We start from the raw sequence: 16,292 nt of genomic DNA, 5'->3' as shown, positions 1-16,292 counted from the left end.
ACGGGCGGCCCTCGGTGCCTGACTCCGGGTGCCTGCCTCCGGCGCTCCTCAGCGGTGGAGCCACGCGCGGAGGTCGTCGGGGACGAGGGCCCGCATCCGGGCCGCGTAGCGCGCCAGCACGTCCGGTGACGCCGCCGCACGCCCGTCGCCCGAGCGCCCGCCGCGGAAGAAGGCGCGCCGGTCGCGCAGGACCCCGACGTCGGGCGCCAGCTCGTCGGCGCGCCCGCGCATCGCGGTGAAGCTCGTGACGTCCGCCACCGCGCCGACCTGCTCGTCGGTGGTTTCGACGCCGAGGCGGTCGGCGAGCCGACGCACCGACCCGGGCAGGTCGACCAGGAGGTCGGCGTGGTGGACGAGCGCGACGTCGTGCGGGCCGTGGCGCCGTCGCCAGGCGTCGCCGAGGTGCAGCGCCACGCCGGGCAACGAGTCGAGGGCCTCACCGGGCGCGGGGTCGTCGTCCACCCACCGCGCGAGCCACTGCCCGAGAGGCGGGCGCCCGGGGCCGGGCAGGGCGGCACCGTCCTCCCGGGCCGGCGCCGCACGGCGGAGGTTGGAGCCCTGGTGGAACAGCGACACGGCGGCGTCGAGCGGGTGCCGGGCGGGGACGACGTAGGTGACGCCGGGGACGAGGGGGACGCCGTCCAGCGGGGTGTGGGTCTTCAGCACCCGGCGGTGCCCCTGGGCCGCCAGCCGCTCGGCGAGCCGCTCGACCGGCTCGACGAGGTGGTCCACCCACGGCGAGAGCAGCGGCAGCCGGTTCGGCAGCGGCCCCGGGCCGTGCACGAGGTGCAGGAGCACCGCCTGGACCCAGGTGGTGCCGTGCTTGCTCCGGCTGCTGACGACGACGTCGCCCGGGCGCAGGGCCACGGCGTCCCAGCGGGCGCTGTCCTCGTCGGCGGAGCGGTAGCGACGGCGCGGGGTGGGCGGCACGCCCCGGCACGCTAGCCGCGGCGGCGCCCGACCCGGCGCAGGACGGCGAGGTAGAGGCCGACGAGGGCGATGACCGGCCCGGCGACGGCCCAGAAGCTGCTGCCCGTCATCGGGCTGCCGCCGACCACGCCGACGCCCTGGAGGAAGAACAGCGCGCCGAGCAGGACGAGCACGACGCCGACGACGGTGAGCACGCGGGAGGTCATGGCCCAGCGTCGCAGGCCCGACCCGTCCTCGGCGGGGACGCCGCAGGGGCGGCACCCGTGGAGGTGCCGCCCCTGCGGGCGTCAGGCCGTCGTGGCGGCGGGGGCGCTCACGGGTGCAGCAGCACCTTCGTCCAGCCGTCCTCGCGGTTGTCGAAGTGCTCGTACCCGCTGGCGGCGTCCTCGAGCGACATCTCGTGGCTGACGATGAAGCCCGGGTCGGCCTTGCCGGCGATGATCAGGTCGCGCAGCTGGCGGTTGTACGCCTTCGTGTTGCACTGCCCGGTGCCCATGGACTGGCCCTTGAAGAAGAACTGGCCGAACGGGAAGCGCAGCCGCCCCTCCTTCATGTCCGGGTCGGGCCCGTTCGGGTCCGCGGGCGGGAAGACGCCGACGACGCCGATGCCGCCCGTGGCCCGGACGACCTCGACGAGCGTGTCCAGCGTCCCGGCCGGGTGCTCCTCGCCCGAGTGGTCGTGGGCCTGCCAGCCGACGGCCTCGACGCCGCGGTCGACGCCGACGCCCTTCGTGGCCTCCATGATCTGGTCCTCCGCCGAACCCTTCGAGAAGTCGACCGGCGTCGCGCCGACCTTCTCGGCCAGGCGCAGGCGGTCGGGCTGCATGTCGACGACGTAGATCTGGTCGGCGCCCTGGATCCTCGCCGACAGCGCCGCCATGAGCCCCACCGGGCCGGCGCCCATGATCGCCACCGAGTCGCCCGGCTGCAGGCCCGCGAGGCGGGTGCCGTGCCAGCCGGTCGGGAAGATGTCCGAGAGCATCGTGAAGTCGTTCTCGTGCTCGGTGCCGCCCGGCAGCCGCAGCGCGTTGAAGTCGGCGAACGGCACCCGCAGGTACTCGGCCTGCCCCCCGTTGTAGGGGCCCATGTCGGCGTAGCCGTAGGCGCCGCCGGCCGAGCCCGGGTTCACCTCGAGGCAGAACGCGGTCTTGCCCTGCATGCAGTTGCGGCAGTGCCCGCAGGCGATGTTGAAAGGCAGGGAGACGCGGTCGCCCTTCTTCAGGCGGGTGACGCCGGAGCCGACCTCCTCGACGACGCCCATGTTCTCGTGGCCGAGGACCTTGCCCTGCTCGACGTCGGTCCGGCCCTCGTACATGTGCAGGTCGGAGCCGCAGATGTTCGTCGTGGTGATCCTCACGAGGGCGTCCGTCGGCGCCTCGATGGTCGCGTCCGGGACGTCCTGGACGGCGACGTCCTTCGGCCCGTTGTAGACGAGTGCTCGCACGGTGGTGCCTCCTGACGGTGGGCGAGGGGGTCCGCGGCGCGGGGCCCCCGGGGTGCTCCGACGTTACGAGCGCTCCAGCGCCGGCGCCCGGTGGAGGCGTCGGCGGCCTGGGCACGCACCGCTGGTTGTTCGGGAAGCGCCGTCGCCCCGGAGCGGTTGCCGACGGGCGTGACCTCCCTCTTCGAGCCCCTGCGCCTGCGCGACGTCGAGATCCCGAACCGCATCTGGGTGTCGCCGATGTGCCAGTACTCCTGCGACCCCGTCGCCGCCCCGGGCGTCGTCCACGACTGGCACCTCGTGCACCTCGGCTCCTTCGCCGTCGGCGGCGCCGGTCTCGTCCTCACCGAGGCCGCCGCGGTGAGCCCGGAGGGTCGGATCGCGCCCGAGGACGCCGGCATCTGGTCCGACGAGCAGGGGCGCGCCTGGGCCCGGGTCGTGGACTTCCTCCACGCCCGGGGCTCGCGCGCCGGCGTCCAGCTGGCCCACGCCGGGCGCAAGGCCTCGACGTACCGCCCCTTCGACGCCGCCGGGAGGGGCAGCGTCCCGGTCGACGAGGGCGGCTGGGAGACGGTGGCGCCCAGCGCCGTCGCGTTCGACGGGTACGTCGAGCCGCGGGCCCTGGACGAGGCGGGCCTGCGCCGGGTCGTCGACGACTTCGCCGCGGCCGCCCGCCGGGCCGAGGACGCGGGCTTCGACGTCGTCGAGGTGCACGCCGCGCACGGCTACCTGCTGCACGAGTTCCTCTCCCCGCTGTCCAACGAGCGGACCGACGGCTACGGCGGGGACCTCGTGGGGCGCGCCCGGCTGCTGCTCGAGGTCGTCGACGCCGTCCGCGGCTCCTGGCCCGCGGGCCAGCCGGTGCTGGTGCGCGTCTCGGGCACCGACTGGACCGACGGAGGCCTGACCCTCGAGGAGGTCGTCGAGGTCTCCGGGTGGCTGCGCGAGCACGGCGTCGACCTCGTCGACGTCTCCAGCGGCGGCAACGCCAAGGCCGACATCCCCGTCGCGCCGGGCTACCAGGTGCCGCTCGCCGAGGCCGTGCGTCGCGGCGCCGGCGTCGCGACGGGCGCCGTCGGGATGATCACCGACCCGGCGCAGGCCGCCCAGGTCGTCGCCCAGGGCCAGGCCGACGTCGTCCTGCTCGCCCGCGCCCTGCTGCGCGACCCGCGGTGGCCGGAGCGCGCCGCCCGCGAGCTCGGCGTCGAGCTGGCCCGACCGCCGCAGTACGCCCGGGCCTGACGCGCCCGACCCCCGGGCGCCGGGTCGTCTCGGGCCTCCCCCGGGGGCGAGGCTCCTGCGGCCGCCGCCGCCGCGCTCGCCGACGGCCGAGCGGCCAGGAGCTGGGAGGAGGGCGCCCCTGCCAGGAGGGGTACGGCGACGTCTCGACCTGCCCGGTCACCGGTCGGGGGTCGTCTCCTGGGACGGCGGCCGGAGGACGTCCCGGACGGTCGCGACGTCGAGGTTGCAGTCACCGCGGACGCCGTCCGTGACGGCAACCTCGATGTCGTCGCCGAGATGGAGGTTGTCGCCATGAAAGTGCTTCGCGCGTGACCACAGGCTCCATCTCGCGCCGGGTGCTGACGTGGCCCAGGGGTCCGACCTCCTGCTGCAGCGGCCCCCAGGTCGGTACGACGACGCGTCCGCATGTTGATTCGTTGCGGGTAGGTAGCCCGCCGCCCTCTCAGGTGATCAGCAACCTGTCCGTCGAGGTGCGAGACGGGGCGAGTCAGCCAGCGGTGAGTGCCACGGCTGTCGAGCCGCGCTCGCGACGGGTCGACTGCCGGGACAGAGCCGCCCGGGACCCGCACGGCAGCGGGGCGGTCCGAGAGCTGCGCATCGTCGGCGTCGCCCGCACCCTCGGGCACCACACCGACGGCACCGTCCTGGCTGCGTGCGGCCGCGTCGTCCGTCAGGACGCGCACGAGGAGATCCGGTCTGGTGGTCCAGGCGACGAGGAGGGCGAGCCTGGCGACGCGCCCCGCGGTCAGGCGGTGGTGAGGCCGCCCGCGCCGGCGGGGTGCCGCTCGCGGTAGGCGGCGACGGCGTCCTTGAGGGCGGCGAGGACGTAGCCGGGGACCTCCATGCCCTTCTGCCCCGCCCACAGGAGCTCGCGCTCGACCCGGGAGATGTCGCGGGCGAAGCCCTCGAGGTCGTCGTCGATCCCGAGGGTGGACACGACCCGGCCGTAGTCGGCGTCCTGCCCCGGACGGTTGACCCCCACGAGGGCGAAGGACTGCCGGCGCAGCACCCGGGCCAGGCGCAGCTGCCACGGCCGCAGGGCGCCGGACTGCATCATCTGCGTCGCCGCGAGCCGGTAGTAGGCGAAGTGGCCGGGCTCCTGCTGCTTGATGGGCGCCACGACGGTCCGGGCGACGGCACGCTCGTCCATCCGCTCCAGGCCCTCGGACAGCCGGTTGTAGGCGAGGACGGCCGAGCGCTCGGTCGCCGCGCCGGTCAGGTAGTAGAGGAGGCGCGCGACCTCCTGGACGGGACGCAGGTGCGAGAGCGCGCCGAGGAGCCGGATCTTCGGGCTGATGACGGTCGTGTTGGGCTCGGCCGCCGGCATCCCCAGGTCCTGCTGGAGCCGGTCGAGGATCAGCCCGTGCTGGATCTCCTGCGGCTGCCAGACGTCGGCGAAGAAGATGCGGTCGGTCGCGTCCACCTCGGGCAGCAGCGTCAGCAGCTCGAGGACGTTGCGGTCGACCTCGAGCTCGACGCGCGAGAGGTACCCGATGACGGGCCCGAAGGTCTCGCGGACGCCGCGGGGGTCGTGGACGGTGCGGTCGACGCTGTCCAGGGAGATCGGGGGGTGCTTCTCGCCGAGCTGCAGCACGTGCGCGCGCAGCTGCTCCGGCGTGACGGTCGCTCGGGCCACGGGGAGGACGGTAGTTGACCGCGCGAGCACCGCGGGGTCCCGCACCCGTCCGGGCGAGGGACCGACGTCGCCGACGCCGCTAGCGTCGGCGCGGTGACGGGTGGGCGGGCCGGGGGGCCGGCGGCAGGGCGCGACGGCGAGGACGGCACCGGGGCGGCCCCGGGCCCGCGACCGCCGGCGCTGGAGCTCGCCGGGCTCGTCAAGGTCTTCGACGGCAGGCCGGCGGTCACGGGCGTGGACCTCGTCGTCCCCGCGGGCTCGGTCACGGGCCTGGTCGGCCCGAACGGCGCGGGCAAGACGACGACGCTCTCGATGGCGACCGGCCTGCTGCGCCCCGACTCCGGCACGGCGCGCGTCCTCGGTCACGACGTGTGGGCCGACCCGGTCGGCGCCAAGCGGCTCGTCGGCCTGCTCCCGGACGGCCTGCGCCTGTTCGACCGGCTCTCGGGGGCCGAGCTCGTCCGGCACACCGCGCGCCTGCACGGCCTGCCGCGCGACGTCGCCGGCCGGCGTGCGCAGGAGCTGCTCGTCGCGCTGGGGCTGGCCGACGACGCCGGTCGCCTCGTCGTGGACTACTCGGCGGGCATGACGAAGAAGGTGGCCCTCGCCTGCGCCCTCGTGCACGCCCCGCGTCTGCTCGTCCTGGACGAGCCGTTCGAGGCCGTGGACCCGGTGTCGGCCGCGACCATCCGCGAGCTGCTCGCCCGCTTCGTCCGGGGCGGGGGCACCGTCGTGCTGTCCAGCCACGTGATGGAGCTCGTCGAGCGGCTGTGCGACCGGGTCGCCGTCGTCGCCGACGGCCGGGTGCTCGCCGCCGGGACGCTGGACGAGGTCCGCCGCGGCGCGACGCTCGAGGAGCGCTTCGTCGAGCTCGCCGGCGGCACCACCTCGCTGGGGGAGGGGCTCGCGTGGTTGGAGAGCTCGTAGCCCTGCGCCTGGCGCTGTGGCGGGCGGCGCTGCGCCGGGACACCTGGCGGGTCGTCGTCCTCGTCGTCGGCGGCCTCTACGGGCTCGGGCTCGCGGCCGGCGTCCTCGTCGGCCTGGCGGCCCTGCCGGGAGCACCCCCGGGCGTCGCGCGCGGCGTGGTCGTCGTGGCCGGGGCCGTCCTCGTGCTCGGCTGGGTCGTCGTGCCGCTCGTCGCCTTCGGCGCGGACCCGTCGCTCGACCCGGCGCGGTTCGCGACGCTCCCGGTGCGGCCGCGGCCGCTGGCGACCGGGCTGCTGGTCGCCGCGCTCGTCGGCGTCCCCGGTGCCCTGTCGCTGCTCGTCGGCGCCGGGACGGCGCTGGCCTGGGCCCCGCGCCAGGACGGCGTCGCGGCCGTCGTCACCGGGCTGCTCGCCGTCGTCGGCGGCGTCGTCGGCGTGCTGACCGCGGTCGCCGCCGGGCGGCTCGCGACGACGGCGGCGGCGGGGCTGCTGTCCGGCCGCCGCGCCCGCGAGGTCTCGGCCGTCGTCGGCGTGCTCGCCCTGGCGATGCTCGGCCCGGCCCTCGCCTCGGGCGGCGTCGCCGTGCCCGCGCTCGCCGAGCCGTCCTCGGCCGTCACCACCGTCGTCGACGTCCTCGCGTGGACGCCGCCCGGCCTGGCCTGGGCGGTGCCGGCGGACGCCGCCGCCGGCGCCTGGGGCACGGCCGTCGTCCGGCTCCTGCTCGCCGCGGCGGTGCTCGTCCTCCTGGTGCTGGCCTGGGCGGCCGTGCTGGGGCGCCGCCTCACGGCGCCCCGACCCCGTCCCGGCGGGCGCGGGTCCGGCCGGGCGGCACCGGCCCGCCCGTCCGCCGGGCTGGTCGCCCGGCTGCCGGAGGGCGTGCGGTGGGCGGTGGCGCACCGGTGCCTGACGTCCTGGCGGCGCGACCCGCGGTACGTCGTGAACGCCGCCGGCAGCCTCGCGGTCCCCGCCGTGCTCGTCGCCTCGACCGCCCTCGGCACCCTCCCGGACGGGGTGCTCTGGGCCCTCGGCCCCCTCGTCGCCCTCGTGCTCGGCACGGTGCTGCACGACGACGTCGCCTACGACGGGCCGGCCTTCTGGACCCACCTCGCGGCCGGTGTCCGCGGCGTCGAGGACCGTGCCGGCCGCGCGGGCGCCCTGCTGGTGCTGGCGCTGCCGCTCGTCCTGCTCGTCACGGTCCTCGGCGTCGTGCTGGCCACGCGCGGCGCCCCGCCGGGCGCCGACGCGGCCGGGCGTCTGGCCGCGGTCGCCGGGGTCGCGGTCGCGCTGCTGCTGGCCGGGACCGCGGCGTCCTCCGTCGTGTCCGCGGTGCGCCCCTACCCGGTGCAGGCGGCGGGGGAGAACCCGTTCTCCCAGCCCAGCGGCGCCGCCGTGCCGGCGTTCGTCGCCCAGACGCTGTGCCTGCTGGCGACGGCCCTCCTGGCGCTGCCCGCCGTCGTGGCCGGGGTCCTCGCCGCCGTCCTGGCGCCCGCGCTCGGCCCGCTCGCCCTGCTCGCCGCCGTGGTGCTCGGGGCGCTCGAGCTGCGGGAGGGCGTGCGCCGCGGCGGCGCGCTGGTCGACCGGCGGGGCCCCGAGCTGCTCGCGGCCGTGCGCCGGGACTCCTAGCCGCCGGGTGGCGGCCCCGCGGCGGGGCGCGGCTGCGGCAGGATGCCCGCCATGCCTGCTGCGCCGAGCGTCTCGTACTCGATCACCGTCCGCCTCGAGCTGCCCGCCCGTCCCACCGCGGTCAGCGAGCTGACGTCGGCGATCGAGAGCGGTCACGGCATCGTCACGGCCCTCGACGTGACGGCCTCGGGCGCCGGGCGGGTCCGCGTCGACGTCACCTGCGCCACGCGGGGCACCGACCACGCCGACGAGATCGTCGAGCAGCTGCGGGGCCTGGAGGGCGTCGCCATCTCGCGCGTGTCCGACCGGACCTTCCTCGCGCACCTGGGCGGCAAGATCTCGGTCGAGCCGAAGATGCCGATCCGTACCCGCGACGACCTCTCGCTGATCTACACCCCGGGCGTCGCGCGCGTCTGCGAGGCGATCGCCAAGGAGCCCGCGGACGCCCGGCGGCTGACCATCAAGCGCAACACGGTCGCCGTCGTCACCGACGGGACCGCGGTGCTCGGCCTGGGCGACATCGGGCCGCTCGCGGCGCTGCCGGTGATGGAGGGCAAGGCCGCGCTGTTCAAGCGCTTCGGCGGGATCGACGCCTTCCCGATCTGCCTCGACACCACCGACACCGAGGAGATCATCGCCGCGGTCAAGGCGATCGCGCCCGTCTTCGCCGGGATCAACCTCGAGGACATCGCGGCGCCGCGCTGCTTCGAGATCGAGGACAGGCTCCGCGAGGAGCTCGACATCCCCGTCTTCCACGACGACCAGCACGGCACCGCCATCGTCTGCACGGCGGCGCTGCTGAACGCGCTCAAGGTCGTCGGCAAGCAGCTGGCCGACGTCCGCGTCGTCATGTCCGGGGCCGGGGCCGCGGGCACGGCCGTGCTCAAGCTGCTGCTGGCCGCGGGCGCGCGCGACGTCGTCGTCGCGGACATCGACGGCGTCGTGCACGCCGGCCGGGAGGGGCTGCACCCCTCCGCGCTCTGGACGGCCGAGCACACCAACCCCCGTGGCCTGACGGGGACGCTCCGGGAGGCGCTCGCGGACGCGGACGTCTTCATCGGGGTCAGCGCGCCCAACATCCTCACCGGGGACGACATCGCGACGATGGCCGCGGACGCCGTGGTCTTCGCCCTGGCCAACCCCGTGCCCGAGGTCGAGCCCGTCGCGGCGGCCGAGCACGCCGCCGTCGTCGCGACGGGGCGCAGCGACTTCGCCAACCAGATCAACAACGTGCTCGCCTTCCCCGGTGTGTTCCGGGGGCTGCTGGACGCGCAGTCGCACTCCATCGACGAGCCCATGCTGCTCGCCGCCGCCCGGGCCCTGGCCGCCGTCGTCACCGACGACGAGCTCAACGCCGCCTACATCGTCCCGAGCGTCTTCCACCCCGACGTCGCCACCGTCGTCGCCGACGCCGTCGAGGCCGCCGCCCGGGCGGCCGGGGCGGGGGAGGCGCCCTCGCCCGTCGTCGCGGCGACGGAGGCCGCCGCGGCCGCCGGGGAGGACGTCGGGTCGCCGGCCGGTGCCGTCGCCGGCACGGGGACCGTCTGAGGCGGCGCGTCCCCGGCGCCGGGCGGCCTCGGGGCTGACGCCCCGGGGTGGGCTGCGGGTGGGCGTGGGGCCGGCCCGGGGGGAGGATGACCTCGTGGCAGGTGCGGCGGAGACCTACGTCGGCAGGCTGCTCGTGGCGGCGCCCTCGCTCGCGGGCGGTGACTTCCGCCGGAGCGTCGTCCTCGTGCTCGACCACGACGGCGGCGGGGCGCTGGGTGTCGTCGTCAACCGTCCGCTGCCCGTCCGCGTCGACGCCGTGCTGCCGCCGTGGCAGGAGCACGTCACCGAGCCCTCGCGCCTGTTCCGCGGCGGCCCCGTGGGCCTGGACTCCGCGCTCGGGCTCGTCGTCGTCCCCGGCGACGGCCCCGGGCCGCCGGGGGTGCGCAAGATCATCGGCGCCCTCGGCCTCGTCGACCTCGACGCCGAGCCGGCCGACGTCGCCCGCGGCGCCTCGGGCCTGCGCATCTTCGCCGGCTACGCCGGGTGGAGCCCGGGCCAGCTGGAGGGCGAGGTGGCCGAGGGGGCCTGGCTCGTCGTGGACGCCGAGCCGGGCGACGCCGTGAGCCCCCGCCCGCAGGACCTCTGGGCCGACGTCCTGCGCCGCCAGCCCGGACGCACGTCGCTGCTCGCGAGCTTCCCCGCGGACGCCTCGCTCAACTGACCGCCCGACCAGCGGCCGGGGCAGGGGCGGGGCCCCGCGGTGCCGCCCGCGGGCGGCCCGGCGGACCGGCCGCAGCGGCCCGCGCGGGGGCCGGTGGTCGGTGGCGCGTCGTAGCATCGGCGGCCATGAGCACCTCCTCGCCCGAGCCCCCGCGCGGTCCCGACGGCCCCGGCGCCGAGCCCTCGCGCTCGGCCACCGGCGTGCTCGAGCGCGAGGCCGTCGAGCAGCCGCAGCTGTCCGAGCCGGGCGACCACGAGCGCTTCGCGCACTACGTGCGCAAGGAGAAGATCATGGAGTCGGCGATGTCGGGGGAGCCCGTCACCGCCCTCTGCGGGAAGATCTGGGTCCCGGGCCGGGACCCGCAGAAGTTCCCCGTCTGCCCGCAGTGCAAGGAGATCTACGACGGGCTCCGGGCGCCGGCCGACGGCGGCCCCGGCAGCGGGGGCGGGCAGTGACGGGGGCGCTCGCGCGGCGCGCCGGGGGCTCGCCGACCCGTTGAGCACCCGCACCGCAGCCCACCCCGTCCTCTCCCGCGAGACCGCCACGAGCTCGGCCGCCACCCCGGCCGGTCGTCGCCCGCTGCGCGCGTGGCAGAGCGCGGCGCTGGACCTCTACGACGCCGAGCCGGCGCGGTCGGACTTCCTCGTGACGGCCACGCCCGGCGCCGGCAAGACCACCTTCGCGCTCGCGCTGGCCGCCCGGCTGCTGGAGCGCCGCGTCGTCGACCGCGTCGTCGTCGTGTGCCCGACGGACCACCTGCGCACCCAGTGGGCCGACGCCGCCGACCGCGCCGGCGTCGTCCTGGACCCCTCGCTGCCGAACAGCGTCGGTCCCGTCCCGGCCGGGGCCCAGGGCTACGTGACGACGTACGCGCAGGTGGCGGGCAAGCCGGCGCTGCACGCCGCGCGCTCCACGGCGCGCCGCACGCTCGTGGTGCTCGACGAGGTGCACCACGCCGGCGACGGCCTGTCCTGGGGCGACGCGTGCGCGCAGGCCTTCGAGGGCGCGCGCCGGCGGCTGTCCCTGACGGGCACGCCCTTCCGCACGAAGCCGGGCGAGCGCATCCCCTTCGTCCACTACGAGGACGTCGGCGGCGGTGAGCTGCGCAGCCGCGCCGACTACACCTACGGGTACCGGGAGGCGCTCGCGGACGCCGTGGTGCGACCGGTCGTCTTCGCGGCGTACACGGGCACCTCGCGGTGGCGCAACAGCGCGGGGGAGGTCGTCGCGGCGTCGCTGTCCGAGCCCGGGACCCGCTCGGTCGAGGCGGCGGCGTGGAAGACGGCGCTCGACCCGCGCGGCGGCTGGGTCCCGCACGTGGTCGCCGCCATGGACGACCGCATCACGCACCTGCGCGAGAACGGCGTGCCGGACGCCGGGGGCCTCCTGCTCGCGAGCGACCAGGACGACGCGCGCGCCTACGCCGGCGTCGTCCACAAGGTGACCGGCGAGAAGCCGGTCCTCATCCTCTCCGACGACCCGCGGGCGTCCGGGAAGATCGAGGAGTTCGCCGCGGGCACGCAGCGGATGGCGGTCTGCGTGCGGATGGTGTCCGAGGGCGTCGACGTCCCCCGCGCGGCCTGCCTGGCGTGGATGACGAGCTACCGCACGCCCCTGTTCTTCGCGCAGGCGGTCGGCCGCGTCGTGCGGGCGCGCACGCCGCGGGAGTCCGCGACGGTGTTCCTGCCCGCGGTGCGGCCCCTGCTCGCCCTGGCGGCGGAGCTCGAGAGCGAGCGGGAGCACGTCATCCCCGCGCCGGCGGAGGCGCCCGACGACGCGCTGGACCTGCTGCCGCCCCCGGAGCGGGAGGCCGGCGACGGGGTCGGCGAGCACGAGTCGCTCGAGGCGGACGCCCAGTTCGCGCACGTCCTGCACGGGGGGCGGGCCGTGACGGGCGGCGGGCCGGTGGCGCCGGAGGACGAGGACTTCCTGGGCATCCCCGGGCTGCTGACGGCGGAGCAGACCGCCGCGCTGCTCTCCAGCCGGGACGAGGAGACCCGCCGGCGCATCGCCGCCGGCCGCGCCGACGACCGGGACGACGACCGGGGCGACGACCGGGCCGACGCGGGGGACGAGGACGCGCCGGTCGAGGAGGACGTCGCCGCCTGGCGCAGCACGGCCGGGCTCCGCCGGGAGGTCAACCGGCTCGTCGGCCAGCTCGCGGCGCGCTCCGGGGTGCCGCACGCCGTCGTCCACCGCCGGCTGCGCCAGGAGGTGCCGGGCCCCGCGTCGGCGACGGCCTCCCCCGACCTCCTCGCCCGGCGACGCGACCACCTGCTCGCGTCCCTGTGAGGCCCCGTGACGGCCGCGGGGCGGGTACTGGTCCCAGCAGGTGGGACGTGGAGCACCCGAGGGATGGACCGCGAGAGGATCCCCGCCGTGGCGGGGGACGCGCGGCGCGCGCTCCGCACCGTGGTCGGGCGCCGGCCGGCCCGACGACCGTGACCGAGTGACGACAGTGGACCGGGCGACGCCCGACGAGCCCGGAGGTGCCCCGATGGACGAGCCGGCCACGGGGACGGGCAGGGGCCGGGCGAGCGGGGACGCGACGGCCGGGGACGCGACGGCCGGGGGCGGACCCGTCCTGCGCGTCGCGCTGCTCGGCTGCGGCGTCGTCGGCTCCGAGGTGGCCCGCCAGCTGCAGGAGCAGCAGGACGAGCTCGCGGCCCGCGTCGGCGCGCGCCTGGAGCTCGTCGGCATCGCCGTCCGCCGCCCCGGCCGCACCCGCGCCGCGGGCGTGGACCCGTCGCTGCTGACGACCGACGCCGACGAGCTCGTCACGCGCGCCGACCTCGTCGTCGAGGTCATCGGTGGGATCGAGCCCGCACGGGGCCTCGTCCTGCGCGCGATGGAGCACGGCGCGTCCGTCGTCACGGCGAACAAGGCGCTGCTCGCCGAGGACGGCCCGCGCCTGTACGCCGCGGCGGACGCCGCCGGCGTCGACCTCTACTTCGAGGCGGCCGTCGCCGGCGCCATCCCCATCGTCCGGCCGCTGCGCGACTCGCTGGTGGGCGACCGGGTCGAGCGGGTCCTCGGCGTCGTGAACGGCACGACGAACTTCGTGCTCGACCAGATGGACACCACGGGCGCCGACCTCGGCGACGCGGTGCAGGAGGCGCAGTCGCTCGGGTACGCCGAGGCGGACCCGACGGCCGACGTCGAGGGGTTCGACGCCGCGGCGAAGGCGGCCATCATCGCCTCGCTCGCCTTCCACACCCGGGTGCGCGCCGCCGACGTCCACCGCGAGGGCATCACGGCCGTCACCGCCGCCGACGTGGCCGCCGCGCGCGAGGCGGGCGCGGTGCTCAAGCTCCTCGCCATCTGCGAGCGGACGGGCGGCGGGGACGGGCCGGACGGTGCGCCGGAGGGCGTCTCCGTGCGCGTGCACCCCGCGATGGTGCCGCGCGAGCACCCGCTGGCCGGGGTCCGCGGGGCCTACAACGCCGTCTTCGTCGAGGCCCGGGGGGCGGGCTCGCTGATGTTCTACGGCCAGGGCGCCGGGGGCGCACCGACCGCGAGCGCGGTGCTGGGCGACGTCGTCGCCGTGGCGCGCCACCGGGTCGGCGGCGGCCGCGGGTCGTCCGAGTCGGCCTACGCGGACCTGCCCGTGCGGCCCATGGGCGAGGCGGTGACCCGGTACCACGTGCGCCTGGAGGTCCACGACCGCCCCGGCGTGCTGGCCCAGGTCGCCCAGGTCTTCGCCGACCACGGCGCGAGCGTGGAGACGGTCCGCCAGACCCCGCTCGGCGGCGACGCGCAGGGGGCGGCCGCGCTCGTCGTGGCGACGCACGAGGCGCCCGACGCGGCCCTCGCCGCGACGGTGGAGGCCCTCGCCGCCTCCTCGGCCGTGCTGGGGGTCACGTCCGTCCTGCGCGTCGAGGGCGTCTGAGCCGCCCCGCCGGCACCGTACGAACCGTCCAGAGCAGCGAGCAGCAGGGACCGAGCAGAGGAGGGGCCCGTGGCCCACGTGTGGCGCGGCGTCATCGAGGAGTACCGCGACCGGCTGCCCTTCGCCGCCGGCGACCCGGTCGTCACCCTCGGCGAGGGGGGGACGCCCCTCGTGCCGGCGCGCGCGCTGTCCGCGCGCACCGGCTGCGAGGTCTGGGTCAAGGTCGAGGGCTGCAACCCCACGGCGTCGTTCAAGGACCGCGGCATGACGGCGGCGATCTCCCGCGCGAAGGCGCTGGGGGCGAGGGCGGTCATCTGCGCCTCGACGGGCAACACCTCCGCGTCGGCCGCGGCCTACGCGACGGCGGCCGGGATGACGTGCGGCGTCCTCGTGCCCGAGGGCAAGATCGCGCTCGGCAAGCTGAGCCAGGCCATCGCCCACGGCGCGACGCTGCTGCAGGTCGAGGGCAACTTCGACGACTGCCTGACCCTCGCCCGCAAGCTCGCGGAGTCCTACCCCGTGGAGCTGGTCAACAGCGTCAACCCGTACCGGGTCGAGGGGCAGAAGACGGCGGCGTTCGAGGTCGTCGACGTCCTCGGGGACGCGCCCGACGTCCACTGCCTGCCCGTCGGCAACGCCGGCAACATCACGGCGTACTGGAAGGGCTACACCGAGTACGTGCGGGACGCCGAGCAGCCCGGCCCGGCGACGCGGACGCCGCGGATGTGGGGCTTCCAGGCCGCCGGGGCGGCGCCCATCGTGCTCGGGCACCCCGTGGACGACCCCGAGACGCTGGCGACGGCGATCCGCATCGGCAACCCGGCCTCGTGGCCGCAGGCGCTCCACGCGCGGGACTCCTCGGGCGGGCTCGTCGCCTCGGTCACCGACGAGGAGATCCTCGCCGCCCACCGGCTCCTGTCCAGCGAGGACGGGGTCTTCGTCGAGCCCGCGTCCGCGGCCGGCGTCGCGGGGCTGCTGCAGCGCCACGCCGCGGGGGAGCTCGCGCCCGGGCAGCGGGTCGTCGTCACGGTGACGGGCCACGGCCTCAAGGACCCGCAGTGGGCGCTGCGCGCCGCGGACGGCGGCGACGTCGAGCCCGTGCGCGTCCCCGTCGACGCGATGACCGCGGCCGGCGCCCTCGGCCTCGAGGGCTGAGCGCCCTCGTGGGGACCTCGTGACGGCCCCGTCGGCGGGGACCCCCGCCCGGCTGCGGGACGGCGGGCGGACCGGCACCGCGGCGACGGCGTCGGTGCCCGGCTCCAGCGCGAACCTGGGCCCCGCCTTCGACGCCGTCGGGCTGGCGCTGGACCTGCGGGACGAGCTCCGCGTCGAGGTGCTCGAGCCCGGCGCGGGCGTCCGGGTCGACGTGGAGGGCCAGGGCGCCGGCCGGGTGGGCGCGGGGGAGGCGCACCTCGTCGTGCGCGCGCTGCGGCAGGCCCTCGCCCGCGTCGGCGCCCCGCAGCCCGACCTGGGCCTGACGTGCCGCAACGGGGTGCCGTTCGGCCGGGGGGCCGGCTCGTCCGCCGCGGCGGTCGTCGCCGGCGTCGTGCTCGCCCGCGGGTTGCTGGAGGAGCCCGGCCGGCTCGACGACGGCACGGCGCTCGACGTGGCGGCGGGGATGGAGGGCCACCCCGACAACGCCGCCGCCAGCCTGCTGGGCGGCGCCACGCTCGGGTGGGCGGAGCCGGGCTCCGGGGTCGAGGGGGCCGGTTCCGAGTGGGCCGGTCTCGAGGGGGCGGGCGCCGGGTGGCCGCCGGGCGACGGGGGTGCCGGCGCTCTCCGCTGGCGCGCGGTGCGGGTGGAGCCCCACCCGGACCTCGTCGCCGTGCTGTGCGTGCCCGCGGTGGAGCTGCTGACGGCGCACGCCCGGGCGCTGCTGCCGGACGTCGTCCCGCACGTCGACGCGGCCTTCAACGCCGGTCGTGCGGCGCTGCTCGTCGAGGCGCTCGTCCGGCGGCCCGACCTGCTGCTGCCCGCGACGGCCGATCGGCTGCACCAGCCGCAGCGGGCCGCCGCCGCGCCCGCGACGGCGGCGCTCGTGGCGGACCTGCGCGCGCGCGGCCTGGCGGCCGCGGTGTCCGGTGCCGGGCCGAGCGTCCTCGTCCTCGGGCCGGGAGCGCCGGCGGGGGCCGCCGCAGCACCTCTCCTGGCGGCCGTGCGGGGCGTGGCCGGCCCGACGTGGGACGTGCTCGTCCCCGGCGTCGCCCGTGCGGGCGCGCGCTGGGCGACCGGCTGAGCCCCGGCGCGGGAGCGCCGCTCCTCCGTCGCGCCGCTCGCGGCGGCTCCGGACCCGGACGGGTGACCGCGCCCACGCCCGGTGCCGCGGGCGGGCCCGGTGCTACAGTCGGGATGCCGGACCTGCTCCGGGTACGACACCGGGCGCCTCCTCGACGAGG

At 77.3% G+C, this 16,292-nt stretch carries 14 protein-coding genes; 10 read left to right on the top strand and 4 right to left on the bottom strand.

Annotated features, from left to right (window positions below; translation table 11 throughout):
• Window positions 1–48: 48 nt before the first annotated feature.
• From WDZ17_RS06175 to WDZ17_RS06165, 3 genes are all read right to left on the bottom strand, one after another.
• Window positions 49–930, bottom strand: a complete 882-nt coding sequence (locus WDZ17_RS06175; RefSeq protein WP_339574263.1) for a sulfotransferase domain-containing protein — start codon at window positions 928–930, stop codon at window positions 49–51.
• Between the two features lie 11 nt (window positions 931–941).
• Window positions 942–1,136, bottom strand: a complete 195-nt coding sequence (locus tag WDZ17_RS06170) for a hypothetical protein (protein ID WP_339574262.1) — start codon at window positions 1,134–1,136, stop codon at window positions 942–944.
• Window positions 1,137–1,243: 107 nt separating this feature from the next.
• Complete coding sequence (locus WDZ17_RS06165; RefSeq protein WP_339574261.1) at window positions 1,244–2,374, bottom strand: glutathione-independent formaldehyde dehydrogenase; 1,131 nt, start codon at window positions 2,372–2,374, stop codon at window positions 1,244–1,246.
• A gap of 168 nt (window positions 2,375–2,542) precedes the next feature.
• On the opposite strand from WDZ17_RS06165, the gene WDZ17_RS06160 reads away from it, so the two are divergent.
• Window positions 2,543–3,613 (top strand): NADH:flavin oxidoreductase/NADH oxidase, encoded by a 1,071-nt coding sequence (locus WDZ17_RS06160; protein ID WP_339574260.1) that lies wholly within the window; start codon window positions 2,543–2,545, stop codon window positions 3,611–3,613.
• Window positions 3,614–4,358: 745 nt separating this feature from the next.
• Here WDZ17_RS06160 and WDZ17_RS06155 read toward each other — a convergent pair.
• A complete protein-coding gene (locus tag WDZ17_RS06155; protein WP_339574259.1) occupies window positions 4,359–5,249 on the bottom strand; it encodes a GTP-binding protein LepA in 891 nt (296 codons plus the stop codon).
• Between the two features lie 180 nt (window positions 5,250–5,429).
• Between WDZ17_RS06155 and WDZ17_RS06150 the strand changes: the two genes are divergently transcribed.
• The 9 genes from WDZ17_RS06150 to thrB all read left to right on the top strand — a co-directional run bounded on the left by WDZ17_RS06150 (window position 5,430) and on the right by thrB (window position 16,132).
• The gene (locus WDZ17_RS06150) at window positions 5,430–6,176 is read left to right on the top strand and encodes an ABC transporter ATP-binding protein (RefSeq protein ID WP_422631859.1); all 747 of its coding nucleotides are present in this window, start codon (window positions 5,430–5,432) and stop codon (window positions 6,174–6,176) included.
• Window positions 6,158–7,798, top strand: coding sequence for a hypothetical protein (locus WDZ17_RS06145; RefSeq protein ID WP_339574257.1), 1,641 nt, complete (start codon window positions 6,158–6,160; stop codon window positions 7,796–7,798). The genes WDZ17_RS06150 and WDZ17_RS06145 overlap by 19 nt, the downstream gene beginning before the upstream one ends.
• A gap of 51 nt (window positions 7,799–7,849) precedes the next feature.
• Window positions 7,850–9,346, top strand: a complete 1,497-nt coding sequence (locus WDZ17_RS06140; protein ID WP_339574256.1) for an NAD-dependent malic enzyme — start codon at window positions 7,850–7,852, stop codon at window positions 9,344–9,346.
• Window positions 9,347–9,440: 94 nt separating this feature from the next.
• Entirely contained in the window at window positions 9,441–10,007 is a 567-nt protein-coding gene (locus WDZ17_RS06135) for a YqgE/AlgH family protein (RefSeq protein ID WP_339574255.1), read from the top strand.
• Window positions 10,008–10,132: 125 nt separating this feature from the next.
• Entirely contained in the window at window positions 10,133–10,462 is a 330-nt protein-coding gene (locus WDZ17_RS06130; protein WP_339574254.1) for a DUF3039 domain-containing protein, read from the top strand.
• A 40-nt stretch (window positions 10,463–10,502) separates the two neighbouring features.
• On the top strand, window positions 10,503–12,299 hold the full coding sequence (locus tag WDZ17_RS06125) for a DEAD/DEAH box helicase (RefSeq protein WP_339574253.1): 1,797 nt from the start codon (window positions 10,503–10,505) through the stop codon (window positions 12,297–12,299).
• 205 nt (window positions 12,300–12,504) lie between these two features.
• Entirely contained in the window at window positions 12,505–13,896 is a 1,392-nt protein-coding gene (locus WDZ17_RS06120) for a homoserine dehydrogenase (protein ID WP_339574252.1), read from the top strand.
• 69 nt (window positions 13,897–13,965) lie between these two features.
• Window positions 13,966–15,051: a threonine synthase gene (gene thrC, locus WDZ17_RS06115; protein WP_339574251.1), complete on the top strand. Its 1,086-nt coding sequence runs from the start codon at window positions 13,966–13,968 to the stop codon at window positions 15,049–15,051.
• 19 nt (window positions 15,052–15,070) lie between these two features.
• Complete coding sequence (gene thrB / locus WDZ17_RS06110) at window positions 15,071–16,132, top strand: homoserine kinase (RefSeq protein WP_339574250.1); 1,062 nt, start codon at window positions 15,071–15,073, stop codon at window positions 16,130–16,132.
• The last annotated feature ends 160 nt before the right edge of the window (window positions 16,133–16,292 follow it).

The sequence above is a fragment of the Pseudokineococcus basanitobsidens genome, assembly GCF_037482545.1.
GTDB classification, from domain to species: domain Bacteria; phylum Actinomycetota; class Actinomycetes; order Actinomycetales; family Quadrisphaeraceae; genus Pseudokineococcus; species Pseudokineococcus basanitobsidens.
The sequence above is the reverse complement of the archived record's forward strand: the minus strand, read 5'-3'. Positions and strand labels throughout refer to the sequence as shown.